Annotated in this window: 22 protein-coding genes and 2 riboswitches; of the genes, 5 read left to right on the forward strand and 17 right to left on the reverse strand. The window is 59.4% G+C overall.

Annotated elements, in window-relative coordinates:
- A complete protein-coding gene (locus NUW12_08215; GenBank protein MCR4402755.1) occupies positions 1 to 1,293 on the forward strand; it encodes a TRAP transporter large permease in 1,293 nt (430 codons plus the stop codon).
- Between the two features lie 30 nt (positions 1,294 to 1,323).
- A complete protein-coding gene (locus NUW12_08220; GenBank protein MCR4402756.1) occupies positions 1,324 to 2,292 on the forward strand; it encodes a phosphoglycerate dehydrogenase in 969 nt (322 codons plus the stop codon).
- 437 nt (positions 2,293 to 2,729) lie between these two features.
- Here NUW12_08220 and NUW12_08225 read toward each other — a convergent pair whose 3' ends face one another.
- The 8 genes from NUW12_08225 to NUW12_08260 form a co-directional block, all read right to left on the reverse strand.
- Positions 2,730 to 3,395: a hypothetical protein gene (locus NUW12_08225; GenBank protein ID MCR4402757.1), complete on the reverse strand. Its 666-nt coding sequence runs from the start codon at positions 3,393 to 3,395 to the stop codon at positions 2,730 to 2,732.
- Positions 3,395 to 4,696 (reverse strand): DUF58 domain-containing protein, encoded by a 1,302-nt coding sequence (locus NUW12_08230; GenBank protein ID MCR4402758.1) that lies wholly within the window; start codon positions 4,694 to 4,696, stop codon positions 3,395 to 3,397. Before NUW12_08230 ends, NUW12_08225 begins: the two co-directional genes overlap by 1 nt.
- A gap of 1 nt (position 4,697) precedes the next feature.
- Positions 4,698 to 5,666, reverse strand: coding sequence for a MoxR family ATPase (locus tag NUW12_08235; protein ID MCR4402759.1), 969 nt, complete (start codon positions 5,664 to 5,666; stop codon positions 4,698 to 4,700).
- Positions 5,663 to 6,139 carry a hypothetical protein gene (locus tag NUW12_08240; GenBank protein ID MCR4402760.1) on the reverse strand — a complete coding sequence of 159 codons (477 nt, stop codon included), beginning with the start codon at positions 6,137 to 6,139 and terminating at the stop codon, positions 5,663 to 5,665. Before NUW12_08240 ends, NUW12_08235 begins: the two co-directional genes overlap by 4 nt.
- Positions 6,140 to 6,148: 9 nt before the next feature.
- Complete coding sequence (locus NUW12_08245) at positions 6,149 to 7,168, reverse strand: DUF4129 domain-containing protein (protein ID MCR4402761.1); 1,020 nt, start codon at positions 7,166 to 7,168, stop codon at positions 6,149 to 6,151.
- Positions 7,169 to 7,288: 120 nt separating this feature from the next.
- A complete protein-coding gene (locus NUW12_08250) occupies positions 7,289 to 9,244 on the reverse strand; it encodes a sodium-translocating pyrophosphatase (GenBank protein ID MCR4402762.1) in 1,956 nt (651 codons plus the stop codon).
- Between the two features lie 216 nt (positions 9,245 to 9,460).
- Positions 9,461 to 9,862 carry a hypothetical protein gene (locus NUW12_08255; GenBank protein MCR4402763.1) on the reverse strand — a complete coding sequence of 134 codons (402 nt, stop codon included), beginning with the start codon at positions 9,860 to 9,862 and terminating at the stop codon, positions 9,461 to 9,463.
- Positions 9,863 to 9,940: 78 nt separating this feature from the next.
- Entirely contained in the window at positions 9,941 to 10,645 is a 705-nt protein-coding gene (locus NUW12_08260) for a DUF6062 family protein (GenBank protein ID MCR4402764.1), read from the reverse strand.
- A gap of 43 nt (positions 10,646 to 10,688) precedes the next feature.
- Positions 10,689 to 10,759, reverse strand: a riboswitch (Fluoride riboswitch).
- Positions 10,760 to 10,926: 167 nt separating this feature from the next.
- Positions 10,927 to 10,993, forward strand: a riboswitch (Fluoride riboswitch).
- Between the two features lie 437 nt (positions 10,994 to 11,430).
- Here NUW12_08260 and NUW12_08265 point away from each other — a divergent pair.
- From NUW12_08265 to NUW12_08275, 3 genes are read left to right on the forward strand one after another with little or no spacing between them, the layout of a single operon-like run.
- On the forward strand, positions 11,431 to 12,651 hold the full coding sequence (locus NUW12_08265; protein ID MCR4402765.1) for an MFS transporter: 1,221 nt from the start codon (positions 11,431 to 11,433) through the stop codon (positions 12,649 to 12,651).
- Positions 12,652 to 12,703: 52 nt separating this feature from the next.
- On the forward strand, positions 12,704 to 14,248 hold the full coding sequence (locus NUW12_08270) for a DNA mismatch repair protein MutS (GenBank protein MCR4402766.1): 1,545 nt from the start codon (positions 12,704 to 12,706) through the stop codon (positions 14,246 to 14,248).
- Entirely contained in the window at positions 14,245 to 15,756 is a 1,512-nt protein-coding gene (locus NUW12_08275; protein ID MCR4402767.1) for a DNA mismatch repair protein MutS, read from the forward strand. The genes NUW12_08270 and NUW12_08275 overlap by 4 nt, the downstream gene beginning before the upstream one ends.
- 223 nt (positions 15,757 to 15,979) lie before the next feature.
- On the opposite strand, the gene NUW12_08280 is transcribed toward NUW12_08275, so the two are convergent.
- From NUW12_08280 to NUW12_08320, 9 genes are all read right to left on the reverse strand, one after another.
- Positions 15,980 to 16,723, reverse strand: a complete 744-nt coding sequence (locus NUW12_08280) for an aspartate/glutamate racemase family protein (protein ID MCR4402768.1) — start codon at positions 16,721 to 16,723, stop codon at positions 15,980 to 15,982.
- A gap of 244 nt (positions 16,724 to 16,967) precedes the next feature.
- On the reverse strand, positions 16,968 to 17,966 hold the full coding sequence (locus NUW12_08285) for an ABC transporter ATP-binding protein (protein ID MCR4402769.1): 999 nt from the start codon (positions 17,964 to 17,966) through the stop codon (positions 16,968 to 16,970).
- On the reverse strand, positions 17,942 to 18,958 hold the full coding sequence (locus NUW12_08290) for an ABC transporter ATP-binding protein (protein ID MCR4402770.1): 1,017 nt from the start codon (positions 18,956 to 18,958) through the stop codon (positions 17,942 to 17,944). Before NUW12_08290 ends, NUW12_08285 begins: the two co-directional genes overlap by 25 nt.
- Before the next feature lie 92 nt (positions 18,959 to 19,050).
- Positions 19,051 to 19,947 carry an ABC transporter permease gene (locus NUW12_08295; protein ID MCR4402771.1) on the reverse strand — a complete coding sequence of 299 codons (897 nt, stop codon included), beginning with the start codon at positions 19,945 to 19,947 and terminating at the stop codon, positions 19,051 to 19,053.
- Positions 19,944 to 20,942, reverse strand: a complete 999-nt coding sequence (locus tag NUW12_08300; protein ID MCR4402772.1) for an ABC transporter permease — start codon at positions 20,940 to 20,942, stop codon at positions 19,944 to 19,946. Before NUW12_08300 ends, NUW12_08295 begins: the two co-directional genes overlap by 4 nt.
- A gap of 206 nt (positions 20,943 to 21,148) precedes the next feature.
- Positions 21,149 to 22,837, reverse strand: coding sequence for an ABC transporter substrate-binding protein (locus tag NUW12_08305; GenBank protein ID MCR4402773.1), 1,689 nt, complete (start codon positions 22,835 to 22,837; stop codon positions 21,149 to 21,151).
- A 514-nt stretch (positions 22,838 to 23,351) separates the two neighbouring features.
- Entirely contained in the window at positions 23,352 to 24,641 is a 1,290-nt protein-coding gene (locus tag NUW12_08310; GenBank protein ID MCR4402774.1) for an electron transfer flavoprotein subunit alpha, read from the reverse strand.
- Positions 24,642 to 24,753: 112 nt separating this feature from the next.
- Positions 24,754 to 25,638 (reverse strand): electron transfer flavoprotein subunit beta/FixA family protein, encoded by an 885-nt coding sequence (locus NUW12_08315; GenBank protein MCR4402775.1) that lies wholly within the window; start codon positions 25,636 to 25,638, stop codon positions 24,754 to 24,756.
- On the reverse strand, positions 25,635 to 26,804 hold the full coding sequence (locus tag NUW12_08320; protein MCR4402776.1) for an acyl-CoA dehydrogenase family protein: 1,170 nt from the start codon (positions 26,802 to 26,804) through the stop codon (positions 25,635 to 25,637). The genes NUW12_08315 and NUW12_08320 overlap by 4 nt, the downstream gene beginning before the upstream one ends.
- Positions 26,805 to 26,984 lie beyond the last annotated feature (180 nt).

The following is a 26,984-nucleotide window of genomic DNA, read 5'->3' on the forward strand; positions in this document are numbered from 1 at the left end:
GTGGCGGCGTTTTGGATAGCGACAGCGATATTGGTCATATTGATCATCTCCGGGATGCCGATCGCGTTCGCCATCGGACTCTCGTCAATTGCGTTCATCCTCACGACGAATCCGATCAACATCATAGTGGCTCCGTTGAGGATGTTTGCCGGCGTCAACTCCTTCGTTCTCATGGCGTTGCCTCTCTTTGTTCTGGCTGCGGAGATAATGGTGAGAGCGGGCGTCTCACGAAGGCTTTTCGCGTTGGTGAACCTCCTCGTGGGGAGGGTGAGGGGTGGGCTCGCCTACGTGAACGTCATCGAGAGCACGGTCTTCGGGAGCATTTCCGGCGCTGCCCTGTCTGACATTGCCGCCCTGGGGAAGATCGAGATCAATTCCATGCTGGAGACCGGGTATGACAGGGATTTTGCCTGTGCACTAACGGCTGTGTCTTCCCTGCAGAGCCCGCTCATTCCCCCAAGCACGACAGCGATACTCTATGCGGGGATCATGAACCTTTCGGTTGGGGCGGTGCTGATGGGAGGGGCTATCCCCGGTGTCATTCTCGGTCTCTCCCAGGTACTCTACATCGCACTGATGGGTAGGAGACTGAAACTCCCTAAGGTGACCAGGCGATACGAGAGAAGCGAAATCGTAACCATCTGGCGCGAAGGCTTGATCGCCGTTGGGATGCCGCTGATCATCCTTGCCGGGATACTCCTGGGCATCTGCACGCCCACCGAGGCTGCCGCAATAGCCGTGCTTTACGCTGTCATCGTCGCGGTCTTCGTGTACCGGGAGTTGACGCTCAAGGATCTCGTCGCCGCCCTCGAGGCTTCGGCGAAGACCGCGGCGACTCTGTTCATAATCGTGGCCTTCGCGTCGATCTACTCGTGGGTGCTGGGGTCCGAGAGAGTGCCTGAGATGATCGCGAGGTTCCTGCTCAGCATGTCGAACAACAGATACGTGCTCCTGCTGCTCGTAAACCTTCTGCTCATCATCGTGGGGATGTGGATGGAGACTGGTGCGGCCATCATACTGTTCGCGCCGATCCTTGCGCCCATCATGGCACGAATAGGTGTGCATCCGATTCACTTTGCGATAGTCATGATACTCAACCTGGTGATAGGTCTCATTACGCCTCCCGTAGGGGTCGTGCTGTACGCGACCTGCGCGGTGGGGGAGATCTCGTTCGAGAGGCTGAACCGGGCTTTAGCGCCCCTTTTGCTCATCAGTTTCGTCGTGTTGGCAATAGTGACTCTCGTGCCTGATCTGGTTCTCTTCTTGCCTAGACTCGTGGGCTTGATCGGGTAGGCTCGATCGGGTAGGTGGAGGAGTCGAGACATGAGTGTGAGGAAGAAAGCTCTGTTGACTCTTGGGAAATCGTTCTTTGAGGCGTATCCGAGGCTGAGAGATGACCTGGAAGCCCTGGATCTGGATTTGTGCGCGCTGGTCCTGAGCGACGAGCCTGTGAGCAAGGACGTGATAATTCGCAACGTAGCCGACGTAGAGATATTCATAATGGGTGTCGAGAAGGTCGACAAGGATGTCCTCGACGCGGCACGTAGACTCAAGTACATCGCGAAACATGGAGTGGGGCTCGACAACATCGACCTGGAGGAGGCGAAGAGAAGGGGTATCACGATAACATACACGCCTGGCCAAAACGCGTCGGCTGTCGCGGATCTCGCGATGGGCCTGGTCTTGGCTTGCGCGCGTCAGATCCCCGCGGCGGCCGCGAAGGTCAAGAGCGGCGGGTGGCAGCTCTTCATGGGCCACGAGCTGGAGGGCAAGACGCTGGGGATAGTTGGACTGGGGGCCATAGGAAAGAAGGTCGCTCTGAGAGCTCTCGGTTTCGGGATGACCGTAATGGCCTATGATCCCGTGCAGGACGCTGAATTCGCTGAGAAGCATTCGATCACGTACCACGATCTGAATTCGGTCCTCGAGAAGGCGGATTTCGTTTCAATGCACCTTCCGCTCGGGCCGAGCACCTACCACCTGATAGACGCGGAGAAGCTGAGAAGAATGAAGCCTTCCGCGTATCTCATCAACACGGCAAGGGGGCCAATCGTCAACGAGAGGGACCTTGTCAGGGCTTTAAGGGATAGGACCATCAGCGGAGCGGCTCTGGACGTGTTCGACACCGAACCCCCGTCACGGGATTTGCTCGAGCTCGACAACGTGATCATGACGCCTCATATAGGTGGCTCGACGTACGAGTGCGCGAGACGCCTCGGGGAGATCACCGTCAGGAACGTACGAAACTACCTGCACGGGCGGGAGTTGGACTTCGTGTACTTCAAGCCCTGAGGCTCACGAACAGGCATTGACGCTGCCGACTTCGCGGCGGCCCCGGCGCCTCCGGGACATCCAGCGGCTGCTCCGTCCCGTGCCGTCCGGCACGGCCGCGCCCGGCGGGCTGGCCAAGCCGTGGCAGACGGGCCGACGGACCAACGGGCCGGACCGTCCCGAGTCGGCCGCCGCACCTTGACAGCTTCCGCGTCTATGTCGCTTCGCCTGGCATCTGCGGCGTTATCGCGCGCTGCGTGTTTCGGGGCTTTCCGCCTCATTGTGGCTACCTGCAGGCGTCCCGGTATCGCCACCCACCTGGGCGAGGCTGCGACTATGCTACCTGCTGCGAGATTAGGACCGACTGGGGGCGAAAGCGCGGCGGGGAGCGAGCGTGACACCGGATGCCGCCATTGCGAAAGCGGGAGGAACCGGAGCGAGCCAGGGGGCGACAGGCGCTACCCGGATTTCCGAGAAACGCGCTGCGGTGCTGCAATTTGCTCAGGGTCGCGCGAGTGAGCGGGTCTTCGGTCTTGGCGGGCCTTTGAAGCCGCGCCAAACAACCGACCGAGCGCTGTGAGACATGTAAGACAGTACATGGATAGTCCAGCCAAAGAGGCGCCTGCTACCAGCAGCGGGAAGGTAGATCGCATCGGCAGGCTCACACCGCGGGTGAGCTCTTGAGATGTCGCCGACAAGAGGATGGAGACTGCTGCGATGACGACGACGCGTCCCGCGAGGCGCCGCGCGAAGCCGCGAATTGCGCGGGTCTCGACCATACCGGTGAGGGCCGTCGCGTGGGCCACAAAGGGCGTGAAAGACAGCAGGCTCAGGTGGCTCAAGTCTAGGAAGACGAGGATGCCGAGCCCAACGACCACGGGCTCTACTACACCAGGGTACCTGTCACTCAGAACCAGGCTGACACAGTATTCAAGGGCAACGACGCCGGCACCCCAAGTGGACAGATGGAACCGTCGAGAGAGCTGTCCGGCAGCCATGAGGCCTACGGCGATGAACATCAGGGCCAGCACACCAGTGGCGGGAACCTTCAGCACAGGGTATGCGGCTAGGACACATCCGGTCGAGATAGTGAGGAAAACCATCGTTTCATAGGCACGCTCCATTAAGTGTAGTTGCCGCCTGGTCGGTCGCCGGTGACGTGCCGCCGGGAAGGACCGAGAGACCCTCCGAGACATGCTCCCAGAGGCTCCGTCCCATCCCACTTCGCCACGGTGATTCCGAGGTTGCGCAGTCTCTTGACCCGTGATTCCTGCAACAACGTCCACCACTTTTGGGCCAGTCCGTCGGCGACGGAGTCTCCGATCGCCTTCCTAGTGAGCTCGATCGGAGAGATGTACATGACAACTGGATCGAAACCTCGGGCCGCCAGGTCGCCCACCATTCTGTCGGACCTTTCATCAAGCAGCGGAGTTATGACGAAAACGAGTGCCCGCGGAGGCAGAGCCCGATCGGGTATGGCTTTTACATCTTTGAAAGCAAAGCTCTCGGACGTGCGTAGCCGCGCCAGCTTGTCAAGGATCACGTGAAGCTGCCTGGCGCCGGAGCGGGGCACGACCCACTCAAGCACACAACCGTAGTTGATCATGCCCACCCTGTTCTTGCGACTCAGGAAATGGCTTGCGGTGCTGGCGGCAGCGCGGGCGCCACAGTCGAGGTAAGTCGTGCACCCTACCCCGACGTCACGCAACGTATCTATCACGACGATGACATCGATATTCCGTTCAGGGAAACTCTCGTTCACATACAGCCGCTTCCAGCGCGACGACGCCCGCCAGTTGATCCGGCGGATTGGATCGCCCGATCTGTATTCGCGTAGTCCCGCCAAGTCAAATCCCTCACCGGGCAAGCGTGAGGCATGATCCCCCCCGTATGGCCGTGGCCTGCCAGTCATGGTCATCTTCACGTGCAAAGGCTCAACTCTCGGATACACGACGCATACCGTGCCCGGAAGAGTCGTGCCGTCAAGCCATTTAGCCCCGGTTGGACTCAAGACCCTCGAATGGACGCGACCGAGCACGAACGCTCCGCGCTCCGTAAGGGAGACTTTGGACTCGAGTTGCCGTATCTCTCCTCTTCTCATCGAGATCAGCATCCGCTCGGTCGAGACGACTCGTCCGCCTTCGGTGCACAGGAAGTGGTAGACCTCCAAGAAAGGCAAAGGTGACTCGGCGCTAATAGTGACGCGAACGTGGACTGTGTCACCCTCAAAACACCGTTCCCGGGCGCATTCGGACGCGATTGTATAAGAAGGCTCCTCGTTGTCAAGGTTTGCAAGAACTAGGCTGATGAGAAAGGGAACTCCCACGAGGGCGAATTCAAACCGGCCGCACAGCACACACGCCACAGTGAAGAAAGCTGCCATACTGAGCCATGCACGATACTTGAGCGTCGGACGGCTTCTCATATCAATCCTCTCCTGGCCCAGGGGTCGGAACCCTGTCCAGCACGTCATCAACTATGTCCTCGCCTCTGACGCGCTCCACCCAGAGCTCGGGTCTGATCACTATCCTGTGGGCGAGCGCCGCCATCGCCAATGACTTGACATCCTCAGGGATCACGTAATCCCTGCCTCTCATCAAGGCACGAGCCCGGGCCAGCTTGAAAAGGGCGAGCGTCCCGCGAGGAGAGGAACCGGCGTGTACGCGGTGATCATCCCTCGTTGCCTGGACGATTCTTACTATGTAGTCCTGAATGTCGGGACTCACGTAGACCGTCTCCACCGTACCCTGGAGCGAGAGAAACTCCTCCCTGGCTACGATTCTCAGGAGCTCAACCTCGTCGCGCTTTCTGCTCTGACGCCGGCTCAGGATCTCTCGCTCGGCCTTGGAAGAAGGGTAACCGATCCGCAACCTTGCCATGAACCGATCGACTTCGGCCTCCGGCAAAGGGTACGTGCCCTCAAACTCAAGGGGGTTCTGTGTAGCCATTACGAGGAAGGGTGGTTCCAGCTTGAAGTTCCGTCCGTCTACGGTCACCTGCCGCTCCTGCATCGCTTCAAGCAGAGCGGACTGAGTCTTCGGTGTTCCCCTGTTGATCTCGTCTGCGAGGAGTAGATTGGTGAACATAGGTCCCTTTCTGAACTCGAAGTCCTCCAGACGCGAGTTGTAGACCATGCTGCCTGTGATATCTCCGGGCAACAGGTCGGGGACAAATTGGATTCGGTTGAAACTCAAGCCTAGGACACGAGCGAACATCTCTGCCGTGAGGGTCTTGGCCACGCCCGGTACATCCTCGATGAGCACGTGTCCGTTGGCGAGGAGGACGATCAGGACCGATTCGAGGACTTCATCCTTTCCCACGATTGCCTTACCGACTTCGGATAGTATCTCGTGACACTTCTGTCGAGCCTTGTCGACGACCGGAGGCTCTGTCATATGCATTCCTCCATCTTCTCGAGCACCCTCGCAATCTGCTCGGGGGTGGCTCCCTGTCCTGACTCGTGCTCCATGGCCGCTGCCATCGCAATTACCTCCTCGGGAGCCCTCTTCAGCCTAAGGGTGTACAACAAGTAATCAAAGTTGGTCAGAGAGATGTTGAGCTTGTGGCGTAATTCATCGAACTCTCTGCACACGGAGCCGGTTCCAGTTAGGGTCGGCCTGACAGCCGGCCGAGAGAAACGGCCTGACCTGAAAGCCGCCGGACCTGGTGATTCCACTGACGCGCCGAGGTTCCTCACGGCTGCCCTGTATACCGCCCAAAAGCAAGAGACTCCTGCGATCCGTGAGATCGCAGGCCTCAAGATCTGAGGAGCCAGTGCGTAGAGAACGAAGAACACCGGCCCCAGAACAACCGGAAGGGCGATCTCCCAGGGGAAGCCCAGCTTCTCTTCTCTCGACGTATCGTGCACCAGTGAAGTTCACTCCCGACTCGCCTGGTTTCCTGTGCTTTCACAGAGAGGACCTATCAGATCTAACCTAATCTTCTTCAACGCTTCTATGGCGGCGGCCTTGTCATCGGCTGTCACGTCGTGGTTGCTGAACCTGGCTTTCTCAAACAGAAGTGTTAGTACCCAGAGGAGCGTCGGGGTCACGGGGAACCGATGGAGTATGTCCGCGAGATACTCCTCAGGTGTATAGGTAGCTGGCATCGGCAGGCCCTTCTCACGGAGAACTGTCTCGAACTTTCGGTAGCATGAAATTACGGCGCGTCGAGGGTCGGGCTCTCTGTCTATCGTGTCGATGCTTAGCTCGAGCGGCTCAGCCGCCATCTTCCGGTCATCGCGCGGTTGGAGCGGTTTCGCCTCGGAAAGACGAGGGACCGCGTTACGGGCATGCTGCGCCTTCCACGCCAGATGCGCGAGAATGATGGTAGCGGTCAGAGTCACTGCTGCCACCACGATAAGCCAACCCCTTCGGCCTCGCGGCATTCCCCGCGCGAACCCTGGCTGAGGCTCACCGAGGGAAGACGATTCTCCGATGCGGGGCTGGGGCTGTCCTGGACTCTGGGCTTCTGGCATGTGACCTGTGTCGACGCCGCTGGTCTCGATAAGGCCATTCGTGGTAACCAACACTATCGCCACCATAGAGAGGGTCATGATCAGGCTTGCCGCTATTATCGCAAGATCCTGCGCCGAAAGCCTCCGAGGCTCGGGGAGACGCTCGTAGTCGTCCTTCCTCTTCTTCCTCCTCAAAGTGAAGGAACTCGCAAAGAGGGCTATGATCGTCGCAGCACCCGCCACCATGGACACCAAAAAGGCGCCCACAATCAAGTCCCCCGTCACGCCGCCCCTTGCGTCTTGCGTGCGCCGTCCCGCGTCTGCGAGGACATCCGGTCTAGCACACGCCAGGTTAAGCATGAGTAGGGACGAGATGAAGGCAAGCAGTGCCGTGACGAGAAGCGCATATGAAGCTCTCTTCGAAAGGCTTTGTTGCCTCAATGTTCACCCGATCCTCGAGAGCTCGGCCAGTCTCGGAGCCTTGCCGGACAGCCAGCCCATCCGCGCATCCCTGAAATCCTGCTCTTGAGGTTCCTATTGGGTTCGCCGGCTCTTCCACGATTACACGAACAAAGGCCCAAGAACCAGCGAAACGATTGCCATGAGCTTGATAAGGATGTTCAGCGAGGGCCCCGCGGTATCTTTGAAGGGGTCTCCCACGGTGTCTCCAACTATGGCCGCTGAGTGCGTAGGGGTGCCTTTCCCGCCCAAATTGCCCGACTCAATGTACTTCTTGGCGTTGTCCCACGCGGCTCCACCGGTTGTCATCAGAATCGCCAAAGCCACACCGGTCACCAGAGATCCCGCAAGGAGCCCACCCAATGCCTCGGCCCCCAACCACAGCCCGATCACCACGGGCGACAACACAGCCAGGACGCCGGGGAGGATCATTTCCCTCAAGGCAGCCCGCGTGCTGATGTCCACGCACCTCGCGTAATCGGCTCTTGCCTTGTTCTCCATCAGGCCATCTATCTCGCGAAACTGGCGGCGCACCTCTTCTACCATCTGGAACGCTGCCCGACCCACAGCCTTGAGAGACATGGAAGAGAAAGCGAAGGGAAGCATGCCTCCGAACAGGAGGCCCATCATCGTCTCGGGCCGTGTGACGTCTATGCGGTCAAGACGCACCGCATGGGTATAGGCCGCGAAGAGCGCAAGGGCAGTGAGGGCGGCGGAGCCGATAGCGAAGCCCTTGCCGATAGCGGCCGTCGTGTTCCCGAGCGCATCCAGCGAGTCGGTGATCTTCCGCACGTTCTTACCTAGTCCGGCCATCTCGGCTATTCCGCCCGCGTTGTCCGCGATCGGGCCGTACGCGTCCACTGACACCGTCGTCCCAACGATTGAGAGCATGCCAACAGCTGAAAGGGCAATGCCGTAAAGCCCCGCGAAACGATACGCGAGGAAGATGGCAATGACAATGATCGCTATCGGGAGAGCGGTGCTCTGCATACCGATGGAGAGCCCCGTTATCATGTTGGTAGCGGCCCCTGTCTGGCATGACCGGGCGATCTCAACTACCGGAGGACCAGACGTGTAGTATTCGGTTATCGCTCCGATGACGATTCCCGCGAAAAGCCCTGTTACGGTTGCGTAGAATGGGCCGACCTCTCCTAAGAGCGTCGTGATCGCAAAGTAGAAGAACACAGCGGCCAAAGCTCCGCTCACATAGGTCCCATTCCGCAATGCACCCTGGGGGTTGGCGCCTCCTCGCCACTTCACGAACCCCACCCCGATGAGGGAAGCGACAAGTCCGGCACTGACCAGGAGCAGCGGGAGAAGCGCTCCCGTCGCTCCGTACAGGCTCAGTCCTATCGCCATGCTTGCGATCACTGATCCCACGTACGATTCGAAGAGATCGGCTCCCATCCCTGCGGTGTCACCGACACAATCGCCCACGTTGTCGGCAATCACCGCCGGGTTCCTGGGATCGTCCTCGGGAATGCCGGCCTCGACCTTTCCTACAAGGTCTGCGCCGACATCCGCCGCCTTGGTGTAGATCCCTCCTCCGACCCTAGCGAACAAGGCTATCGAACTAGCTCCGAGAGCGAAACCGTTCACTATGTCGGGGTTACGGAAGGCGAGGTGGAGAGCACCCAGCCCAGCGAGTCCGAGGGCCGCGACGGAGATTCCCATCACCGCCCCACCTGAGAAAGCGATGTTCAAGGCCTTGCTCTGAGACTCTTCGGCAGCCTTGGAGGTCCTCACGTTGGCCATCGTGGCCACATTCATTCCCACGTACCCTGCCAGGGCGGAGAGGGTCGCACCGATGGCGAAGGAGAGAGCAGTCCGAGAGCTCACTTTCCACGCCAAGACCGCTCCAAGGGCGACCACAAACCAGACCAGGGTTCTGTATTCCCTGTACAGGAAAGCCATGGCTCCCTCGTGGATGGCCTGCGCGATTTCACGCATCGCTGGCGTTCCTGAAGGCGCCCTCGATATGGACTTGGCCACACCAAACGCGACCAGCAACCCCAAGAACCCAATGATGACGGGGACGAGTTCAACGAGATTCACGATCCCAGCCCTCCCTGTTCGTTGTGTACGGACTCTCTTGGCACTTCATTGCGCACAGGACCGCTGCTCCACACAAGTAGTATCTGCAGATAAGTAGTATCTGCAGCTAGGCAGGTCCCACACTCCAAGCTAGCGACGTGCTCGCAATCCAGTGTTCCGCCTCGAGGCCGTCAGCTCTCTTGACCTCAAGTGGAGGCTCACGCTGGCGCCCCGCAAGGTCTAGTCGGCCTTCCGGCCCCAATTGGCGAATATGCTCGGAGTGCGCCTTTCTTGATTCTCGGGGCCAGCCTCTCCTCGAAGGGTCGCGAGTTCTGTGCGGAGCCTCTTGACTTCATCCTTGAGCCACTTGTTCTCGTTCACCAACGCGCCGGTAGCAAGCTCCATGCGCTTCGAACTCTGTTCAGCCTCAAAGACACGGTACTTCATCGAACTATACGAGGCATTCGCCTCCATGAGTTCGCAAGTGAGTCTCTCGATCTCCGCCCGGAGACGCCCATTGTCTTCCTTGAGGACGCTGATCTCGGCAAGGAGGGTCTCGATGTCCGGGTGGTCCTCACCCTGACTTTGACAGGCAGACCGTCTCCGACTTTCTCGGGACTTGCCTGAGAAGATCCAAGCCACCCTTCTAGTGAAACCTCCTCGTCGTTCCTTATCGCTTGGGATGGTCGCTTAGGATGGGAGCTCCCCATCCCTTAGCGTTCACCCATGAGGCGGCGCGGTAGGCAGCGCGGTTTGCGGGAGGCCGCTCCAGACTTGTGTAGCCCTTATCCACGCGTCCTTCTCATCGCCCCACGGCTCCTTTGAGAAACGGTAGTCGTGCTTTCGAATGACCTCTCCGAGATGCGTCTTCAACTCTTCCAGCTTTCCGATGGATACCCTGAGTAACCGCCTCGCGGTCTCGGCGTTCCGCGAAACCTCAAGAGCTCGCGCAAGGTGAGAAAGGCATAGGCCGGAGGACGCTGCGAACTCCATCTCAAACAAGGGATCGGACGTAAGTTCCTCAAGGAGAACAGCAACATACCTTTCCTGGGATTCGCGTGCCACACAGCATGCCGGGCACTCTTGCCCGGGCACCAGTCGCCTTACTTGGGAGATCGTCAGCTTGCCTGAAGGGTGGAGGTGGGACGCAAGCAGGCTCCTGAGAGAGTCAAGAACGCCGTCAATCAGATCAACATAGATGATGGAATGGCCCAGAGGATCCCCGTGTTCGCGTAGCTGCCGGGCATGTGTGGGACAGAAACCGTTGGACTCCCTCAAGTCTCTTCTTACATCAACATCGTTGACGTTCTCATAGAGGAACATATCGAGGTAACGGTCGACCATCTCATTGGTGAGCCGGCACACGAAACAACCCGGTTTCTTCATTGCGTCTCTGAGATTGTGGTAAGTCGCGTGCTTTGTCACCGCGGCGCCCCTCCCAAAAGCAAAAACCTCTACGCATCTCACACGAGCCGTAGAGGCTATCAGCCATAAGGCGGTTGCGGTCGAATCTTGGCGAGCCTCATCGCCACATCTCGGTTGTCAGTTTGATGTTACCAGAGCGCAAACGCGGCGTCAAGGGCTATTAGAATGTACTTCCAGAGCCTTACGGAGACTTGCCTGTGGAGGGGCCGAGACAAGAGGACCGAGACAAGAGGATTGATTCTCAGAGAGTTGTTTGGTACAATAAACCACATAGAGGAAGAGGCCCAAGCGGCGATGGGGCTCGCCCAAGTGCTCGACGCTGTCGAAGCTGATAGCTCCTACCGGAAATGGATGTCAGGGAGATCGGTGGGAGCTTGTTCGTTCGTTTGAGGGGTTCGTGCACGGCCTGAGACCCCAGACGAAGACGAAGAACAGCCCTCCGTGATTCCTGGCGGAAACACGGAGGGTTTCGCTTTGTAATCAGATCTTGACAGGCTGGCAGAGAAGGTCAACCTAGGACACGCCATTGTCGCCTGCCCTTGCACAGGTGCGGTGGGATGGCGGAAGCTTCGGCCGCAAAAGGTGCTGCGGCACAAAGGAGCCTAGCAGCCGGTGCCTTGGTGGCTTGGAGCGTGTTCACGCTCTGCCGCGCCGAGAATCGGACTTGATTCGTGGCCATCACGCGCGGATGAGGCAAGGATGAAAACGGGTGCTTTCGAAAAGCTAAGGGTGTTCCGAAGCACTTGTCAAGATGTGCGAGCGCGGGACATGGGGAGGACGCGAAGGTGAACGCGGCAGATATCCAGGGGCGTAGTGGTCAGCATGGAACGAGTTTGCGCAGAACAATGAGGTTCATTCTCCTCCTTGGCATTGTCAGCCTTTTTGCTGATATGACCTATGAAGGAGCGCACGGCATCACAGGCCCGTTCTTGTCTCTCTTGGGGGCCACTGCCGCAGCGGCCGGCATTACGGCCGGGATGGGGGAACTCATCGGGTATGGAATCCGTTTGGTGTCGGGCTATCTGGCGGATCGGACCGGTCGCTACTGGAGCATTACGTTGATCGGATACACGATCAATCTTGTCGCGGTTCCTCTCTTGGCATTGGCCGGTCGCTGGCAAGTTGCGGCGTTTCTGATCGTTGCCGAGAGGTTGGGCAAGGCGATCCGCACACCGGCTCGAGACGCAATGCTCTCGCACGCCACGCGGGAGATAGGGCGAGGCTGGGGGTTCGGGCTTCACGAGGCGATGGATCAAGTCGGAGCTATCTTGGGGCCCATTATCGTTTCCGTAATCCTCCGTCTCCGAGGCGGGTACCATGTGGCGTTCGGGATACTTCTCATTCCCGCCCTGGTTGCCCTCCTGGTGTTGATTCTCGCTCGGATGCAATACCCTAGCCCCGAGAAGCTGGAGAGGGACACGGAGGCTGGGGAGACTCCCGATGCCACCAACACCCGATTCCTTCCGCGTGTCTTTTGGCTCTATCTGTCTTTCGTTGCAGTGAGTGTGGCGGGGTACGTCCACTTTCAGTTGATCTCCTACCATTTCAAGACCCTGTCAGTGGTATCAGATGTCTTGATACCCGTTCTCTTTGCGCTCGCCATGGGGGTCGACGCCCTGGTGGCCCTTCTCATAGGGCGGCTGTACGACAGCATCGGCTTGTTATCGCTCATGGCAGTGCCGCTTCTTGCATTGCCGATTTCCGCCTTGACGTTCTCCCGTGGCTACCACGCAGTCGTGGTTGGAGTGCTGCTATGGGGCGCGGTAATGGGAATTCAGGAGACCATCATGCGCGCGGCGATTGCTGACATGATCTCGCCCGGGCGCAGAGGGGTGGCATACGGGATATTCAACACGGTTTACGGTCTCTCTTGGTTTCTAGGAAGCACAATCATGGGACTGTTGTATGGCGTTTCCATAGCACAGGTCATCTTATTCTCTATCGCATTACAGGTGGTGTCCGTCCCACTTCTCTTTGCCGTAAGGAGGGAGCTCTCAGCGACCTGATCATCCTGCCGCCGGCACTCCGGACGGGGAACGGGAAAGAGGTGCCAATCCCATGACTTTCCGTAGCATACTGTTTCCAGAGGGCAAGAGCGATAGGAGCAGCAGAATAGCGGAAACTCCGGAAGCCCCCTCCTATTTTGTCGACCTGAACCTGGATCAAATTGTGGACGCCATCACTGCCCAGAAGCATGAGTACAACCTGGAGCCTTTCTTTCATGTCGCACTGGACGATCTCGAGACGATCAAGTATCGCCAGGAAGTAATGCTTGAGCTTGAAAGCCCGAGCGTGCTCGATCACGTACGAGCCTTTGGAAGACAGATGAGAATAATGCGCGAGCACCTGTCTCGAGCCGGCGAGTCTTTTTACAAGTACGAGAAGCAGCGGTGGTTCCTGGAGGCTATAGGAGTCTACTGCAACGCCGTCAGCGAGCTGCTCCGAGCCTTGTCCCGTGAAGACCTGACGTCGACTGGATTTGTGGCTTTTCGTAGGTACTTGAGTGACTATGTCACCTCAGATGGGTTCGCCTCGTTGATGGCGGAGACGGACCGGCTGAAAGCCGATCTGGCGTCAATTAGGTATTGCGTGTTAATCAAGGGTGATCAAGTGACGGTCCGCAAGTACGAATCACAGATCGACTACAGCGCAGATGTCGAGGCGACCTTTGCCAAGTTCCGGCAGGGACAATCCAAGGGGGCACGAGAGTCTTCGTCAAGCGGATCTCCCATGAACCATGTTGAAGCTGAGATACTGGAGCTCGTGGCTAAGTTGTACCCTGACGTCTTCTCGCGTCTAGACCATTACTGTACGGAACACGGAGGCTATCTCGATGAAGTCATAGCGGCTTTTGACCGAGAGGTTCAGTTCTACGTTGCGTATCTGGAGTACATCGCGCCGCTAAAGCAGGCGGGCCTTCCGTTTTGTCTCCCAAACATCTCCGCCGATAGCAAAGAAGTATACAGCAGAGAGGGGTTTGACCTAGCCCTGGCCAGGAGGCTGCTCAAGGAAGGTTCCTCCGTGGTCTGCAATGATTTTCGTTTGGAAGGTCAAGAGCGCATACTGATTGTATCCGGCCCGAATCAAGGCGGCAAGACAACTTTCGCTCGGACCTTTGGGCAGCTGCATCATTTGGCAGCGCTGGGGTGCCCGGTTCCGGGCAGAGAGGCTCGGCTCTTCTTGTGTGATCGCCTGTTTACTCACTTTGAGAAAGAGGAGGACATAAAGAACCTTCGCGGAAAGCTGCAAGACGACTTAGTCAGGGTTCATTCCATCCTGACCCAGGCGACCCCGAGAAGTATCATCATAATGAACGAGCTCTTCACCTCCACCACATCGCATGACGCCGTGTTCTTGGGCAAGAGGATCCTCGAGCGTGTAATTTCGCTGGACGCGCTATGCGTTTACGTGACTTTCCTAGACGAGTTGGCTTCGCTGAGCGAGAAGATTGTAAGCATGGTCAGTACGGTGCCTCCCGATAACCCGGCCGTGCGAACGTACAAGATCGTCAGGAAGCCGCCGGACGGGCGAGCATACGCTGCGGCGATAGCGGAGAAGTACCGGCTGACGTACGCGTGTCTCAAGGAGCGTCTGAACTCATGAAAGCGTGTCTGATGTACAAGGATTGCAATTTCCGTCTGGATCAGAGGCCACTGTGGAACGAAGAAGCGCTCGTACAGGACCTGGAGTTGGACACATTGTTCCGCGCCATGGCGCACGACGACGATCTCGTGTTCGAAGTCTCGAAGAGGGCCCTCTTGTCAGGACTCACGAATGGTCCCGAAACGATAACATATCGCCAGCAAGTCCTCAGCGATTGCCTGAGACATCCGTCAATAGTGATGGACATCTACCGGCTCGCGACCGAAGCGGCTGAACAGGAGAAAAGCGCTTTCACCTTTGGTATCTTCGGCAAGTACCCCGCCTCGATCTTACATAGGTCCGTTGGAGTATTGAAAATGCTTTGGGGCGTGCTCAAGAACCTGAGGAAGATCGGGGATGAGAATGCCGGCAAGTTTGAGTCGGACGGATTCAACACGCTGCTTGGGATGCTGAGGAAGGAACTCAACGATGAATTCCTCACCAAGATTGGAGAGCATCTAAGGAAGCTGGAATTCCGAGACGGCGTGTTGCTCAGCGCTGAGTTGGGTGAAGGCAATTGTGGTACGAATTACGTACTTCGAATGACTCAGGAGAAAAGGCAAGACTGGCTGAGGCGGCTCCTCTCTAAGAAGCCGCCCGCTTACACCTTTCGGATCGCCCCTCGTGATGAAAGCGGCGCGAGAGCGCTCTCTGAACTGCGAGACAGAGGCATTGCCCCTGTGGCGAATGTAGCCGCGCAGTCGGCAGAGCACATTCTCGGCTTTCTCGATATGTTGAGAACGGAGTTGGCCTTCTACGTGGGCTGCCTGAACTTGCATGACCATTTAACCCGAAAGGGTGAACCAACGTGTCTTCCCAGGCCCGAGGTTGCCGGCAAGCGCACCCTCTCATTCAGGGGATTATACGATGTTTGCCTAACCTTGAATACGGAGCGAAGGGTCGTCGGCAACGACTTGAGCGCAGACGACAAGACCCTCATGGTGATCACAGGCGCGAATCAGGGTGGCAAATCAGTGTTCTTGCGAAGCATTGGGGTGGCTCAGTTGATGATGCAGGCTGGGATGTTCGTGCCGGCGGAGGCATTCTCTGCTAGCGTCTGCGATGGCCTCTTCACACACTTTAGGAGAGAGGAAGATGCTAGTATGAGAAGCGGGAAACTGGATGAGGAGCTCGGCAGAATGAGCGCCATCGTCGACCATGTGAGGCCGGACACGATAATCTTGCTCAACGAGTCGTTTGCCGCCACAAACGAGCGAGAGGGCTCGGAGATCGCGAGGCAGATCGTTGACGCCCTGGTCGAGAAGGGCGTCAGAGTGTTCTTCGTTACGCACCTGTACGAGTTTGCTCATGGCGTCTATGAAAGGCGAATGAAGAACGCGGTGTTCTTGCGGGCCGAAAGGGAAAGCGACGGTGGACGTACTTTCAAGCTGCACGAAGGGGAGCCACTGAACACCAGCTACGGAGAGGACTTGTACCGGACCGTATTCGGCACTGCCTTGGAAAGCTGAACGCTTGCGATGCAATGGACCGTGAGGGCGGCTCATGGGTCTGGTTGCGTCCGGCGGGCGGGGGCCAAGCCGTGCCAGACGGGCGGGACCGTCCCGAGCCGGCCACCGCACCTTGACTCAACAGCGGTAATGTGGCGCGGTGGCTCGAGCACGGCACGGTGGCGGCGTCGGGCGACGGCCGGCGCGTGGTGCACGCAGGTGGCCCGGCTTGGTATGATTTGGATCAGAGCCTCACATACAGGTCGTCGATGGAGGCCACCCTACCCCCCGCGAGCTTCGGCGGCAGCGCGAACGCCTTCTTGGAGTGACGCAGGCCCGCGCCGATCAAGGCTTCGGCAACCTTCAACGCCACCTTGGACGGGTTCACCACCGGCACGCCCAGCGCTGCCTGGACATCTTCTGCCACGTTCAAGAACCCCATGGACATGCACCCGAGGACCAGTACCTGCGCCCCGTCTTCCTCGATGGCGCGGCGTCCCACCGCGATTATCTTCTCGAGAGTGCCCTGTCTATCGACGGCAAGCTCCAGGACGGGGACGTTCACCGCCCTCACGGAGGCCAGTTTCGCAGCCACGCCCGCCTTGTGCACCAGTTCGTAGCTTGTGGGGATCATGCTATCCATGACTGTGAGGAGCGAGAAGCGGTAGCCGAGCGTCGCCGCGACGACGAAGCTGGCCTCCGCGGGGCCAACCACCAGCATCTTCGATGTGATCTCTCGCATGGCGTCGAGCCCGGGATCTCCCGCGCACCCCAGGATGGCGGCATCGTACCCCTGTTGTTCCAGGTCGAAGATCTTCTTCGCGGTGGCGGGTATGCTAAGGTACTCCTCATACATCGATTCGATTGACGCAGGCCCTTCCGTCACTCCGGTGATGTCGACGTCAACTCCTGGAGCGGCCCACTCTCGCAGCAACCTCCCTCGTCTCGCCATCTCTTCTTCATCCATTGTGCCGGGCACGACGTACACTATCTTCAACCCGCACTCCTCCTTATGCTGTGTTTCGTGTTAGCGTGACAAGCCTATCCGGGCATCAGCACCCAAGCATCCGATCCAGACACTCGCGTCAGAGGCGACTTCCGCACCGTCTCCTGTGTTTGTGTGTTTGCGCCGACTCTCGCATTGCCTCGCGCCGGCGCGCCATCCTCGAGGAACATTCGTTTCTCGCTCCCGTTCCCTGGGGCCCGCCTTGGGACCCGCCTTGGCCCACGTCCTACGCCGCTCCCGCCGCCATGTGGCATCTCACGGAGTGACCCGATCCTCGGTCGACTAAGGCAGGTTGCACTCGCCTGCAGACCGGGTCGGCGTGGGGGCAGCGATCTTGGAACAGGCACCCCGGCGGCAGGTCTATCGGGCTGGGCACGTGGCTCGTGATGTTGAGGTCCTCCCCCTTCACATCCGGATCTGGGGAAGGCACAGCCGAGATCAAGGCCCGGGTATACGGGTGCTCCGGTTGGTCCAGCACCTTCTCCGTAGGCCCGATCTCCACTATCTGTCCGAGATACATGATCGCGGCGTAGTCGCAGAGGTACCTGATGAGCGACAGATCGTGCGAGATATACACCGTGGTGAGGCGTCTCGTCCGTGCGATCTCGCTCATGAGGTTCAACACGCCTGCCCTTATGGAGACGTCGAGCATGGAAACGGGCTCATCGGCCACGATGAAGACGGGATCGACCACCAGCGCCCTGGCCAGGACGACCCGCTGAAGCTGCCCGCCGCTCATCTGGTGCGGGTACTTGTCGAAGAACGCTTCGGCCGGCCTCAGGTTCACGGTTTCCAAGGCTTCCTTCACTAGGTCCGCCCGTTCGCTCTTGCTCCCGATGTTGTGGATGATGAGCGGCTCTGCTATGGAACGGAACACCGTGAACCTGGGATTCAACGCCTCGAACGGGTTCTGGAACACTAGTTGCGCTTGCTTCCTGAACTCCTTGAGCTCCTGGCCGTGCTTGATGTCTGTGACGTCCTTGCCATTGAACAAGTACTTGCCGTCCGTCGGCTCATAGAGTTTCAGGAGGATTCTCCCTGTAGTAGTCTTCCCGCACCCGCTTTCTCCGGCTAGGCCCAAGGATTCACCCTTCTTCAGCTTGAAGCTCACGCCGTTCACCGCCCGGAGGACGCCGCCTTTGCTCCTGCCGAGGAACAACCCTTGCCGGACGGGGAAATGCTTCGTGATGTCCCGCACTTCTACGACATATCCGCTCTCTGCCACGTTTCCACCTCCTCAGCCCTCCGCCGCAGTAGGTCGATGTCGTCCAGACGGAAGCAGGCGGAATGATGGCCGGGAGAAACCTCAACCAGTTCCGGAGCCCGCTCTCCACACTGAGGCGCTCTAAATGGACACCTTCCGGCGAACCGACAACCATCTGGCAGCTCTATCAAGTCCGGCGGCGAACCCTCGATCGATATGAGCGTCTTTCGGGGGTTTCGGAGATCCGGGAAAGCGTTCCTCAATCCCATCGTGTAAGGATGCGCCGGGCTCTTGAGCACATCCCTGACCGCGCCCATTTCCACTACTTTGCCGGCGTACATGACCACTACCGACTCGCAGACATCCGCGACCACCGACACGTCGTGCGTGATCATTATCAGCGAGAGCCCGAGGTCTCTGCGCAACCTCTTCAGCTCCCCCAGAATCTGCTTTTGCACGATGACGTCGAGCGCGGTCACGGGTTCGTCGGCAATGACCAGCCTGGGATTTAACGCAAGGGCCAAGGCGATCACGGCGCGCTGCTTCATGCCCCCTGAGAACTCATGAGGATAGTAGCGCAGGCGTTGTGTATCCAAGCCGACCATGCGGAACAATTCACCGGCGCGCTCGCGCGCTTCCCTCCGGCCCAGCCCGCCCTTCTGACGCAGTACCTCCACGAACTGGTCGAGAACGGGATAGACCGGGTTGAGGGAGTCCATCGCGGCCTGCGGGATCAGAGAGAGCTTGTTCCAGCGGATCCCGCGCATCTTGCTCTCAGGCAGGCGCACGAGGTCTTCTCCTTCGAAAATGACCTTGCCGCCTGCTATGTACATGTTTCGAGGCATTACCCGAATGATCCCCCGCGCCGAGGTGCTCTTGCCGCAGCCGCTCTCTCCCACAAGGCCGACGCTTTCTCCGTGATCCACGCTGAAGGAAACGCCGTCGACCGCCTTGTTGCACCCGCGGGTCGTCTTGTAGTAGATCTTGAGATCCCTGACTTCCAGCAAAGGCATGTCGTCCCTCTCCAGTTGCGCCTATTCGCTCGAATGCAACTTGCAGATTCCACCAGGATGTCCACTGGAACGCTTTGCCACACACACGTCGCTCACACGTCCTTCAATCTGGGGTGGAGGATCTCCTCGGAGCCTCGTCCCAGGTAGAAGCCAGCCATTACCGTAAGCATGATGCATATTCCCGGCGGCACGAACCAGTGAAAGGCTCCTCGGGACAGTGCCTGCGACACGTATGCGTCGTGCAGCATGTATCCCCAACTCATCACCTGGGGGTCGCCGAACCCCAGGAAGCTGACGGCGGCTTCGGTCAGGATCGCCCATCCGACGGCAAGCGACCCATACAGAAAGGAGAGCGGGAGGATGTTCGGCGCGATGTACACGAACATGATGCGTAGGTGCGAAGCACCGGAGACTCTGGCGGCCTCGATGAAGCTTCGCTCCCTTATCGTCAGCACCTGGGACCGGATCACCCTGGCGGTGTCCCGCCAGAGGAGGAGCGCCATGGCCAGCACTATGTTCCATACGCTGGGCCCGAGGAACCCAACGAGCACTATCACGAACGGCTCGAAGGGTACTCCGAAGGCCACGTCCGCCAATCTCATCAGCACAGTGTCCACCCATCCCCGGAAGTACCCGGAGAGAAGCCCCACGAGTGTTCCCAGCACCACAACGAAGAAGGCCGCGCTGAATCCGACGGTCAGGGCGGGACGCGCGCCATGTACCAGCTGCGAGAATATGTCTCTGCCCATGTTGGTAGTCCCGAGAAGATGCCGGGAGGAAGGCGGGCGGTTCGATGCCAGTTCGCTGCCGTCTATAACCAATTCATGGGGGTCATAGGGCGCGATGTACGGCGCGAATACCGCAATCAAGATGAAGAAGACGTAGATGGCAGCTCCCGCCATCGCAAACTTGTCTCGCTTCAGGAATCCGTATGTGCCGGTAAGAGCTCGTCTCATGACACTTGCGAGACCAGTCTGACTCCGTGTCATAGGCTCGCCCCCTTGCTCTCGAGGCTCACCCGCGGATCCAGCAGGCTGTATAAGATGTCGGCCACGAAGTTCATGATCACCATGACTGCGGCGATGAGAAGAAAGGCGCCCTGAGACAGGGGATAATCGCTCGCTGACACCGCTTTCACGAGCAGCCTTCCTAGGCCCGGCCAGCTAAACACCGTCTCAATCACCACGTTTCCACCGATCGCGTAGCCGATTCCAACTGCCATCGCGGTCACCACCGGCAACGCGGCGTTCCTGGCGGCGTACTTGAACATGACGCGCGCGTCGGAGAGGCCTTTCATCCGTGCCATGTCCACGTACGCCTCGCCCAAGACATCGAGCATACTGGAGCGCATAATGAGGAGCGGCAGCCCAAGCAGGTACAGGGCGAGAGTGGCCGCGGGCAAGAACATGTGCCGCCAGAACGACGGTGAGAGCAATTTCGCCAGCTCTGACGGGTAGACAACGCCCGCGGGGGAGGACCCTCCCGATGGGAACCACTGCAGCTTGAACGCAAAGATAGCGAGAAGGATCATCCCCACCCAGAACTGAGGGCTGGACCTGGTAAGAAGGGTGAAGACGATTCCCACAGTCTCGAACCTCTCTCCGCGCCTCCAAGCCAGGGCTATTCCGCCCAGCACGCCGATGACGTAGGCGATCACGAGCGACGTGAACATGAGGTACACCGTATTGGGAAGGACCTTCCACACCACGTCGACCACGGGGTCTTTATAGAAGAATGAGTCTCCGAGTTCTCCTTTCAAAAGGTTGCCTACGTATACGAGGTACTGTCGCCACAGAGGTTTGTCCAGCCCAAACTGGCGCATGAGGAGCTCTTGCTGCTCTTGCGTGAAAGTCGGGTCAATGTACGCCACCAACGGGTTACCGGGCATCAAACGGAAGATGAAGAACAGGATGGTGACGATAATCCAAAGGGTCAGGAGCATCTGACAGAGTCGTTGCGCAAAGAACTTCCAGTTGACCCTCAAAGCGTATCCTCCTCCGCCAGCGTCTAGCCTGGCAGCACCTGTCGGCGTGCACTGGTATACCAGTGCACGCCGGTGCCTTGTTGCGCCGAGAGAACGGGGCAGGGTGAAAAGGAGAGAACCGCCAAGGGACGGGACCACGGTTTCCCGATCCCCCTGCCCGTGAATGAATCAGGCGCGGGCCGATGAATCGAGCTCGGACCAGCGTCTTAGGACGCCGGAGGTGTCTCCTCCTTCCTACCCTCGGGATAGAGGAGTCTGCCCTTGCTGTCCCACTCGTAGCCCGCGGCTTTGAGGATGTCCCTCGCGGCCTTCACTCCGCCCTGTGGGTAGTTGAGGTTCTTGTTCTTCCAGAACTCCAACGAAGGGGAGACCACGGAGTCTGCCGGCACCGCGTAGCCTTTCCACACGGCGTTCACGATAAGCTGGCGGTCGGTCAAAGCTAGAACCGCCCGCCGGAACGCGACGTCGTCGAACGGCGGCCTACGTAAGTTCATGGCGAAGAACCTGAACCCGAGATCCACTGAGGATACTATTGTGAGGGATGGGTTCGCTTTCACCTTTTGCGCCAGGATCTGTGGGTCGCCCACGTATGTCGCCAGGAAGTTGATCTCCCCCGTCTGGAGCATACCTAGGGTCGCTTCCATGTTGGGAATGAAGCGACAGATCCACTTCTCAATCTTCGGGGGCTGGAAGTGCGCCTTGTTGGCTTCGAGGACTATCTCCTCGGAGAACTTCCAACTGCTGAACTTGAAGGGGCCTGATCCTATCGGAGTCTTCTCCTGGTAGCTTTCCGCGGTCTCCGGCTTGCCCTGGAGACCCTTCAGGACCGGCTCCCATATGTGCTTCGGGACCAAGTTTATCTTGGCCAGGCATGCGGTTTCGAAGGCGGCTGAAGGTCTCTTCAGCTTGAAGATGAGAGTCCTCGCGTCGGCGATCTCGATTTTCTCTATGTTGCTTACAAACGGCTTGTACATGGGCACCTCGTCGCCCATCGGGGCTTCGAAGGAGAACTTGACGTCCTCGGCGGTCACGGGTTTGCCGTCGTGCCACTTCATGTCCTTCCGCAAAACGACCCTAACCTGATCGTTCGCCGTCCATTTTACGGACTCGGCCGCCCACGGTTTCGGCAGCCCGTCCGTGCCCATGCGCATCAGCCGGTCCCAAACCAGCTCGGTCACCCAAGAGTCGACCGTGCCGCTTATGTAGAAGGGGTTGACCGCCTGGACCGCGTCGTTGCTGTTAAGGATCATGTTCTTTTGCGCGCCTCTGGGTGTGGCGTATATGTACGTCCAGAAGTTCTTGATGCCGAGGCCGGCCATTTCTTTGATGGACTCGGGCGCGAACACCTGGTTGTTGAAGACGATGGGGATCTTTTGGTGCACGAGGAAGTCGTACACGGCATCGTCGACCAGTAGTTGCTGGGCTTTCAGCACGAGCTCCTTACGCTTCTGGGGATCTATGGTGACCCGCTGTTCCTCCGCGATCTTGTCGTAAGCCGGGTTTATGTAGCCCACGAAATTGTAGCCCGTCTCGGCCGTGCTCGAATGGAACAGGTTATAGATGAATTCGTCGGGGTCCAATCGCTCCGGCCGTGCCGTCATTTGCCACCCGGTCATGTCCCAGTTGTCCCTCTGGTACCAGACCAAGTCGGCCATCTGCTCCCAAGGCATGACCTTCACGCGCGCATCCAGGCCCACTTGTTTCATGGCGTTCGCTATGAGCGTCGCGCTCTCGAACTCATCTGGGGAGGAAGCCTGCGGCCTCGTCAGAATGTAGATGGGGCGGATGATCCTCTCAGCCGTGTTGCCGGCCGCGACAGCGGTCGTCCCGAGTGCGGCCGTAAGGTAGATCAGCACCAGTAGCATGATCCATCCAGCCATCGCTCTTCTTCTCATGACTCCTCAGCTCCTTGACGTTGACTCTTTCTATGGCTGGTGCGTGTGAGTAGCTGCCGGGACGACCCGCCCGAAGGCCGCAGCGCCGCCGTAAGGAGACGACTGGTTTGGAAGCAAGCCTGCCAGACCTGCTACCTTTATGCGCCTGCGCCAAGCTTGCGCCTGGGTTGCCGGGACGGTGCAGGGTACCCCCTGAGGGAACGTGGACTTCCCGAAGCGGACGATCAAGGCCGGTCAGCAACAGTATCCCTCGGCAAGAGCTGTGGACGTGGGCTGGTCCTTCTCGCTCCTCAGCTTCTCCGCGCGCCAGACATGGTGTGAACGTGCTCCTACAACTGCCTCAGCCAAGCCGTTACAGCAATACGAGCGGCGGTATGGTTCGGAACACGAGATCGCCTCGTGAGACACGAGATCGCCTCGTGAGAACCGTGGCCTGCCTTCGCGACCACCTCCTCATGAAGTTCTTGGGCCAGAAGGAACGTTTTTTAGATGCTACAACGACCTGGCGGCTTTGTCAAGAGTACGCGGTCTTGGCAAACTCCGCGGTTAGGACGGGGATCACCTCGAAGAGATCCCCGACGATCCCGTATGTCGCCACGTTGAAGATGGGCGCGGACGGGTCCTTGTTGATGGCAACTATTATATCCGAGGACCCCATCCCGGCAAGATGCTGGATGGCGCCGGAGATGCCGCACGCGATGTATATCTTGGGACACACGGTCTTGCCGGTCTGCCCGACCTGGTGCGCGTACGGTATCCACCCTGCATCCACCGCGGCGCGGGACGCCCCTACGGCGGCGCCAAGCACGCGTGCGAGGTCCTCGATGAGCTTGAAGTTCTCGGCCTTTCCGAGACCTCGGCCTCCGGAGACTATGATGTCTGCCTCTGCGAGGTTCACCATCTGGTGGGTTTCCTCGACCACTCTGACCAGCCTTGCTCTGGGCGGCAGGACCTCTTTGACGAGCTTGATGATATCGCCGCGCCGGGCGTCATCTCGGGCCGCCCGCTTCATGACTTTGTGCCTCACCGTGGCCATCTGCGGGCGCCTATCGGGGCAGAGAATGGTTGCCATGATGTTTCCGCCGAAGGCAGGCCGGGTCTGTAGGAGCAAACGTCTTTCCCTGTCGATCGCGAGCCCCGTGCAGTCAGCGGTAAGGCCCGTTTCGAGCCTAGCCGCCACTCTCGGACCCAAGGACCTCCCTACGGTCGTCGCGCCGAGGAGGAAGACTGACGGTTTGTACTCCCGGACGAGCTCGGTTATCACTTGAGCATAGGGCTCGTCTTGGAAGTCCGCGAGCGCAGGGTCGTCTACCACGTATACTTTCTCCGCGCCGTGAGCGATGACGTCTTGTGCTGCGCTTTCCACGTCGTAGCCTAGGAGCACGGCGGCAAGCTCTTCGCCCAAGTCGTCGGCGAGCTTTCTGCCTTCGCCGAGGAGCTCGTACACCACGCTCGAGGGTTTTCCCCTCCGCTGCTCCACGAATACCCATACGCCCCGCCATTCGCGGACATCGGTGCCTGGTCCGGAGCCGCCGCCTTGCCCGGCAGTGCTCTCTGGCCCTCTGGTGCCCCCAGACCGCGACACCTGGCCGTCGCTCTCCTCGGGTGCTTGATGCCCGGCTCCAGCACGCACTTCCTCTACCTCGATGGCCTCCACCGGACACGCTCCGGCGCACGCTCCGCACTGAATGCAATCTTCCAAGAAGACTGCGACTTTGTCCCGCACGGCGATGGCACCGTACGGGCACGAGCCTACGCACGCTTCACATCCCGTGCATCTATCCGAAAGGACACGAACAGCCACTTCCACCGCTCCTCTCCAAACGTCCCATCCAACCGCAGCAACCCATGGCCTCGCACTCGAGAACCGGCACAGCCGCAGACCGGTGGTCGCGGCGCACCAACCGACGGGCGGACTATACGAGGTGGGTTTCCTTGAGCTTCGACACGAGGATTCTCACCTTTTCGTGGATCGTCTCGCCCTCGATTATCTCGCCTCGGCGTTTCTGCTCGGGAGTGAACACCCGGATGACTCGTGTTGGCGAGCCCACAAGGCCGACGCGGTCGGGGTCCACGCCGAGGTCCGCCGCGGTCCAGGTCGTGATCGCGGCCTTCTTCGCCTTGAGCATGCCCTTTATCGAGGGCATCCTGGGCTCGTTTATCTCCTTGACCACGGTGATGAGGGCCGGGAGGGGAGACTCTATGACCTCGTAGCCCTCCTCGGTCATGCGCTGCACCCTGATGAAACCCCGAGCGAGACCTCGCTCACGGTCGCCACAACAACCGGCGCTGTCGCCGGCGCCTCCCGGGCCGTGCTCGACAGATCCGGCCGCGGGCCCCGCGCCAGGGGAGAGGTCTTCGATCCTGCGGACGTACGTCACGTGGGGGATGTCGAGGTTCTCCGCAACCTCCGGGCCGACCTGAGCAGTATCGCCGTCAGAGGCCTGCTTGCCGCACACGATGAGGTCGAACCCGCCCGACTTTTCGATGGCTTTCGCCAGCGTGTACGACGTGGCAAGGGTGTCCGCGCCAGCGAACGCCCTGTCCGATAGCAGCACGGCCTCGTCCGCACCGAGCGCGAGCGCCTGGCGCAACGCTTCTTCCGCCTGCGGGGGGCCCATGGTGATCACTGTGACCTTGCCGCCGTGCCGTTCGCGGATGCGAAGCGCCTCTTCGATGGCGTACATGTCGAACGGGTTTATGATGGACGCGACACCCTCACGCATGAGGGTGTTCGTCTCCCGGTTTATCTTCACGTCTGTGGTCTCGGGGACCTGCTTGATGAGAACGGCTACGTTCATTTCCGCCTCGCGGCCTCCCTCATGGCATCCTTGATCACGGCGCTTCCGATTATGGAGCGCTGGATCTGGTTGGTGCCCTCGTAGATCTGGGTTATCTTCGCGTCGCGCATCATCTTCTCTACGGGGTAGTCGCGCATGTAGCCGTATCCCCCGAAGATCTGGACCGCGTCGGTGGTAACGCGCATGGCGACATCGGAAGCGAAAACCTTGGCCATCGACGCTTCCTTGGAGAAATCGCGTTCACCGGCGTCGATCATGCGCGCCGTCGCGTATACGAGGGCGCGTGCCGCCTCCACCTGCGTGGCCATGTCCGCGAGCATGTGCTCGATGGCTTGGAACTCGGCGATTCTCCTGCCGAACTGCACGCGCTCGGTGGCGTACCTCGCGGCTCTGTCGAGAGCGCCCTGGGCTATTCCGACGGCTTGGGCCGCCACGCCGGGGCGGGTGCGGTCGAATGTGCGCATGGCCACGATGAAGCCCTTTCCCTCGCGGTCGAGGATGTTCTCGGCGGGGACGCGGCAGTCGCTGAAGATGAGCTCGCGAGTGGCGGAGGCCCTTATGCCCATCTTTTTCTCTTTCTTGCCGAATTCGAAGCCGGGCGTGCCCTTCTCTACGATGAAAGCCGTCATCCCCCGCGCGCCTTTGGACGGGTCGACCGTGGCGATGACAGTGTATATCTCGGCCTCGCCGCCGCTCGTGATCCATTGCTTGGTGCCGTTCAGTATGTAGAAGTCCCCATCGCGCGTCGCTGTGGTGCGGACGCTCGACGCGTCAGACCCAGCTCCCGGCTCTGTGAGCGCGAACGCCGCGAGTCTCGCCCCGGACGCTATGTCAGGCATGTACTTGCGCTTTTGTTCGTCGGTCCCGAAAAGCAGGATAGGAAAGCCGCCGAGCGCGCTGGCGGCGTACGATACGGCGACGGCACCGCACGCCCTTGACAGCTCCTCGACCACAAGGCACTGCTCGAACACGCCGCCTCCGAGGCCGCCGTATTCCTCCGGCACCCAGACTCCGAATAGACCCGAATCAGCCAGCACCCTGATGAGCTCCCACGGGAATTCTTCAGCCTCATCGAACTGGGCCGCACGCGGCGCCACCTTCTCTTCCGCGATTCTCCTCGCGAGATCGCGCACCATCTGTTGCTCTTCCGTGAGGAAGTAGTTCATCGCCCCTGCCTCCTCCTTAAGATAGGGCCATAGGATAGGGCCATCATCGAATGCGGGGACACCATAAAGCACAGGCCGGGAATGGGGCACCGCACGACACCGTACCGTGAGATGCCACGCCTGGCGCCACGCAACATCACACAGCGCACGGGCATGATTAGCACCTGCTCCTAATATGAG

The organism is Bacillota bacterium (assembly GCA_024653485.1).
Classification (GTDB): Bacteria; Bacillota; SHA-98; order UBA4971; family UBA4971; genus UBA6256.

What these genes read in the sequence shown, in the direction of transcription:
- NUW12_08220 (MCR4402756.1), top strand. Translation starts at nt 1,324, where the DNA reads ATGAGTGTGAGGAAGAAAGCTCTGTTGACTCTTGGGAAATCGTTCTTT.
- NUW12_08225 (MCR4402757.1), bottom strand. Translation starts at nt 3,395, where the DNA reads ATGGAGCGTGCCTATGAAACGATGGTTTTCCTCACTATCTCGACCGGA.
- NUW12_08230 (MCR4402758.1), bottom strand. Translation starts at nt 4,696, where the DNA reads ATGAGAAGCCGTCCGACGCTCAAGTATCGTGCATGGCTCAGTATGGCA.
- NUW12_08235 (MCR4402759.1), bottom strand. Translation starts at nt 5,666, where the DNA reads ATGACAGAGCCTCCGGTCGTCGACAAGGCTCGACAGAAGTGTCACGAG.
- NUW12_08270 (MCR4402766.1), top strand. Translation starts at nt 12,704, where the DNA reads ATGACTTTCCGTAGCATACTGTTTCCAGAGGGCAAGAGCGATAGGAGC.
- NUW12_08275 (MCR4402767.1), top strand. Translation starts at nt 14,245, where the DNA reads ATGAAAGCGTGTCTGATGTACAAGGATTGCAATTTCCGTCTGGATCAG.
- NUW12_08290 (MCR4402770.1), bottom strand. Translation starts at nt 18,958, where the DNA reads ATGCCTTTGCTGGAAGTCAGGGATCTCAAGATCTACTACAAGACGACC.
- NUW12_08295 (MCR4402771.1), bottom strand. Translation starts at nt 19,947, where the DNA reads ATGACACGGAGTCAGACTGGTCTCGCAAGTGTCATGAGACGAGCTCTT.
- NUW12_08305 (MCR4402773.1), bottom strand. Translation starts at nt 22,837, where the DNA reads ATGAGAAGAAGAGCGATGGCTGGATGGATCATGCTACTGGTGCTGATC.
- NUW12_08315 (MCR4402775.1), bottom strand. Translation starts at nt 25,638, where the DNA reads ATGAACGTAGCCGTTCTCATCAAGCAGGTCCCCGAGACCACAGACGTG.
- NUW12_08320 (MCR4402776.1), bottom strand. Translation starts at nt 26,804, where the DNA reads ATGAACTACTTCCTCACGGAAGAGCAACAGATGGTGCGCGATCTCGCG.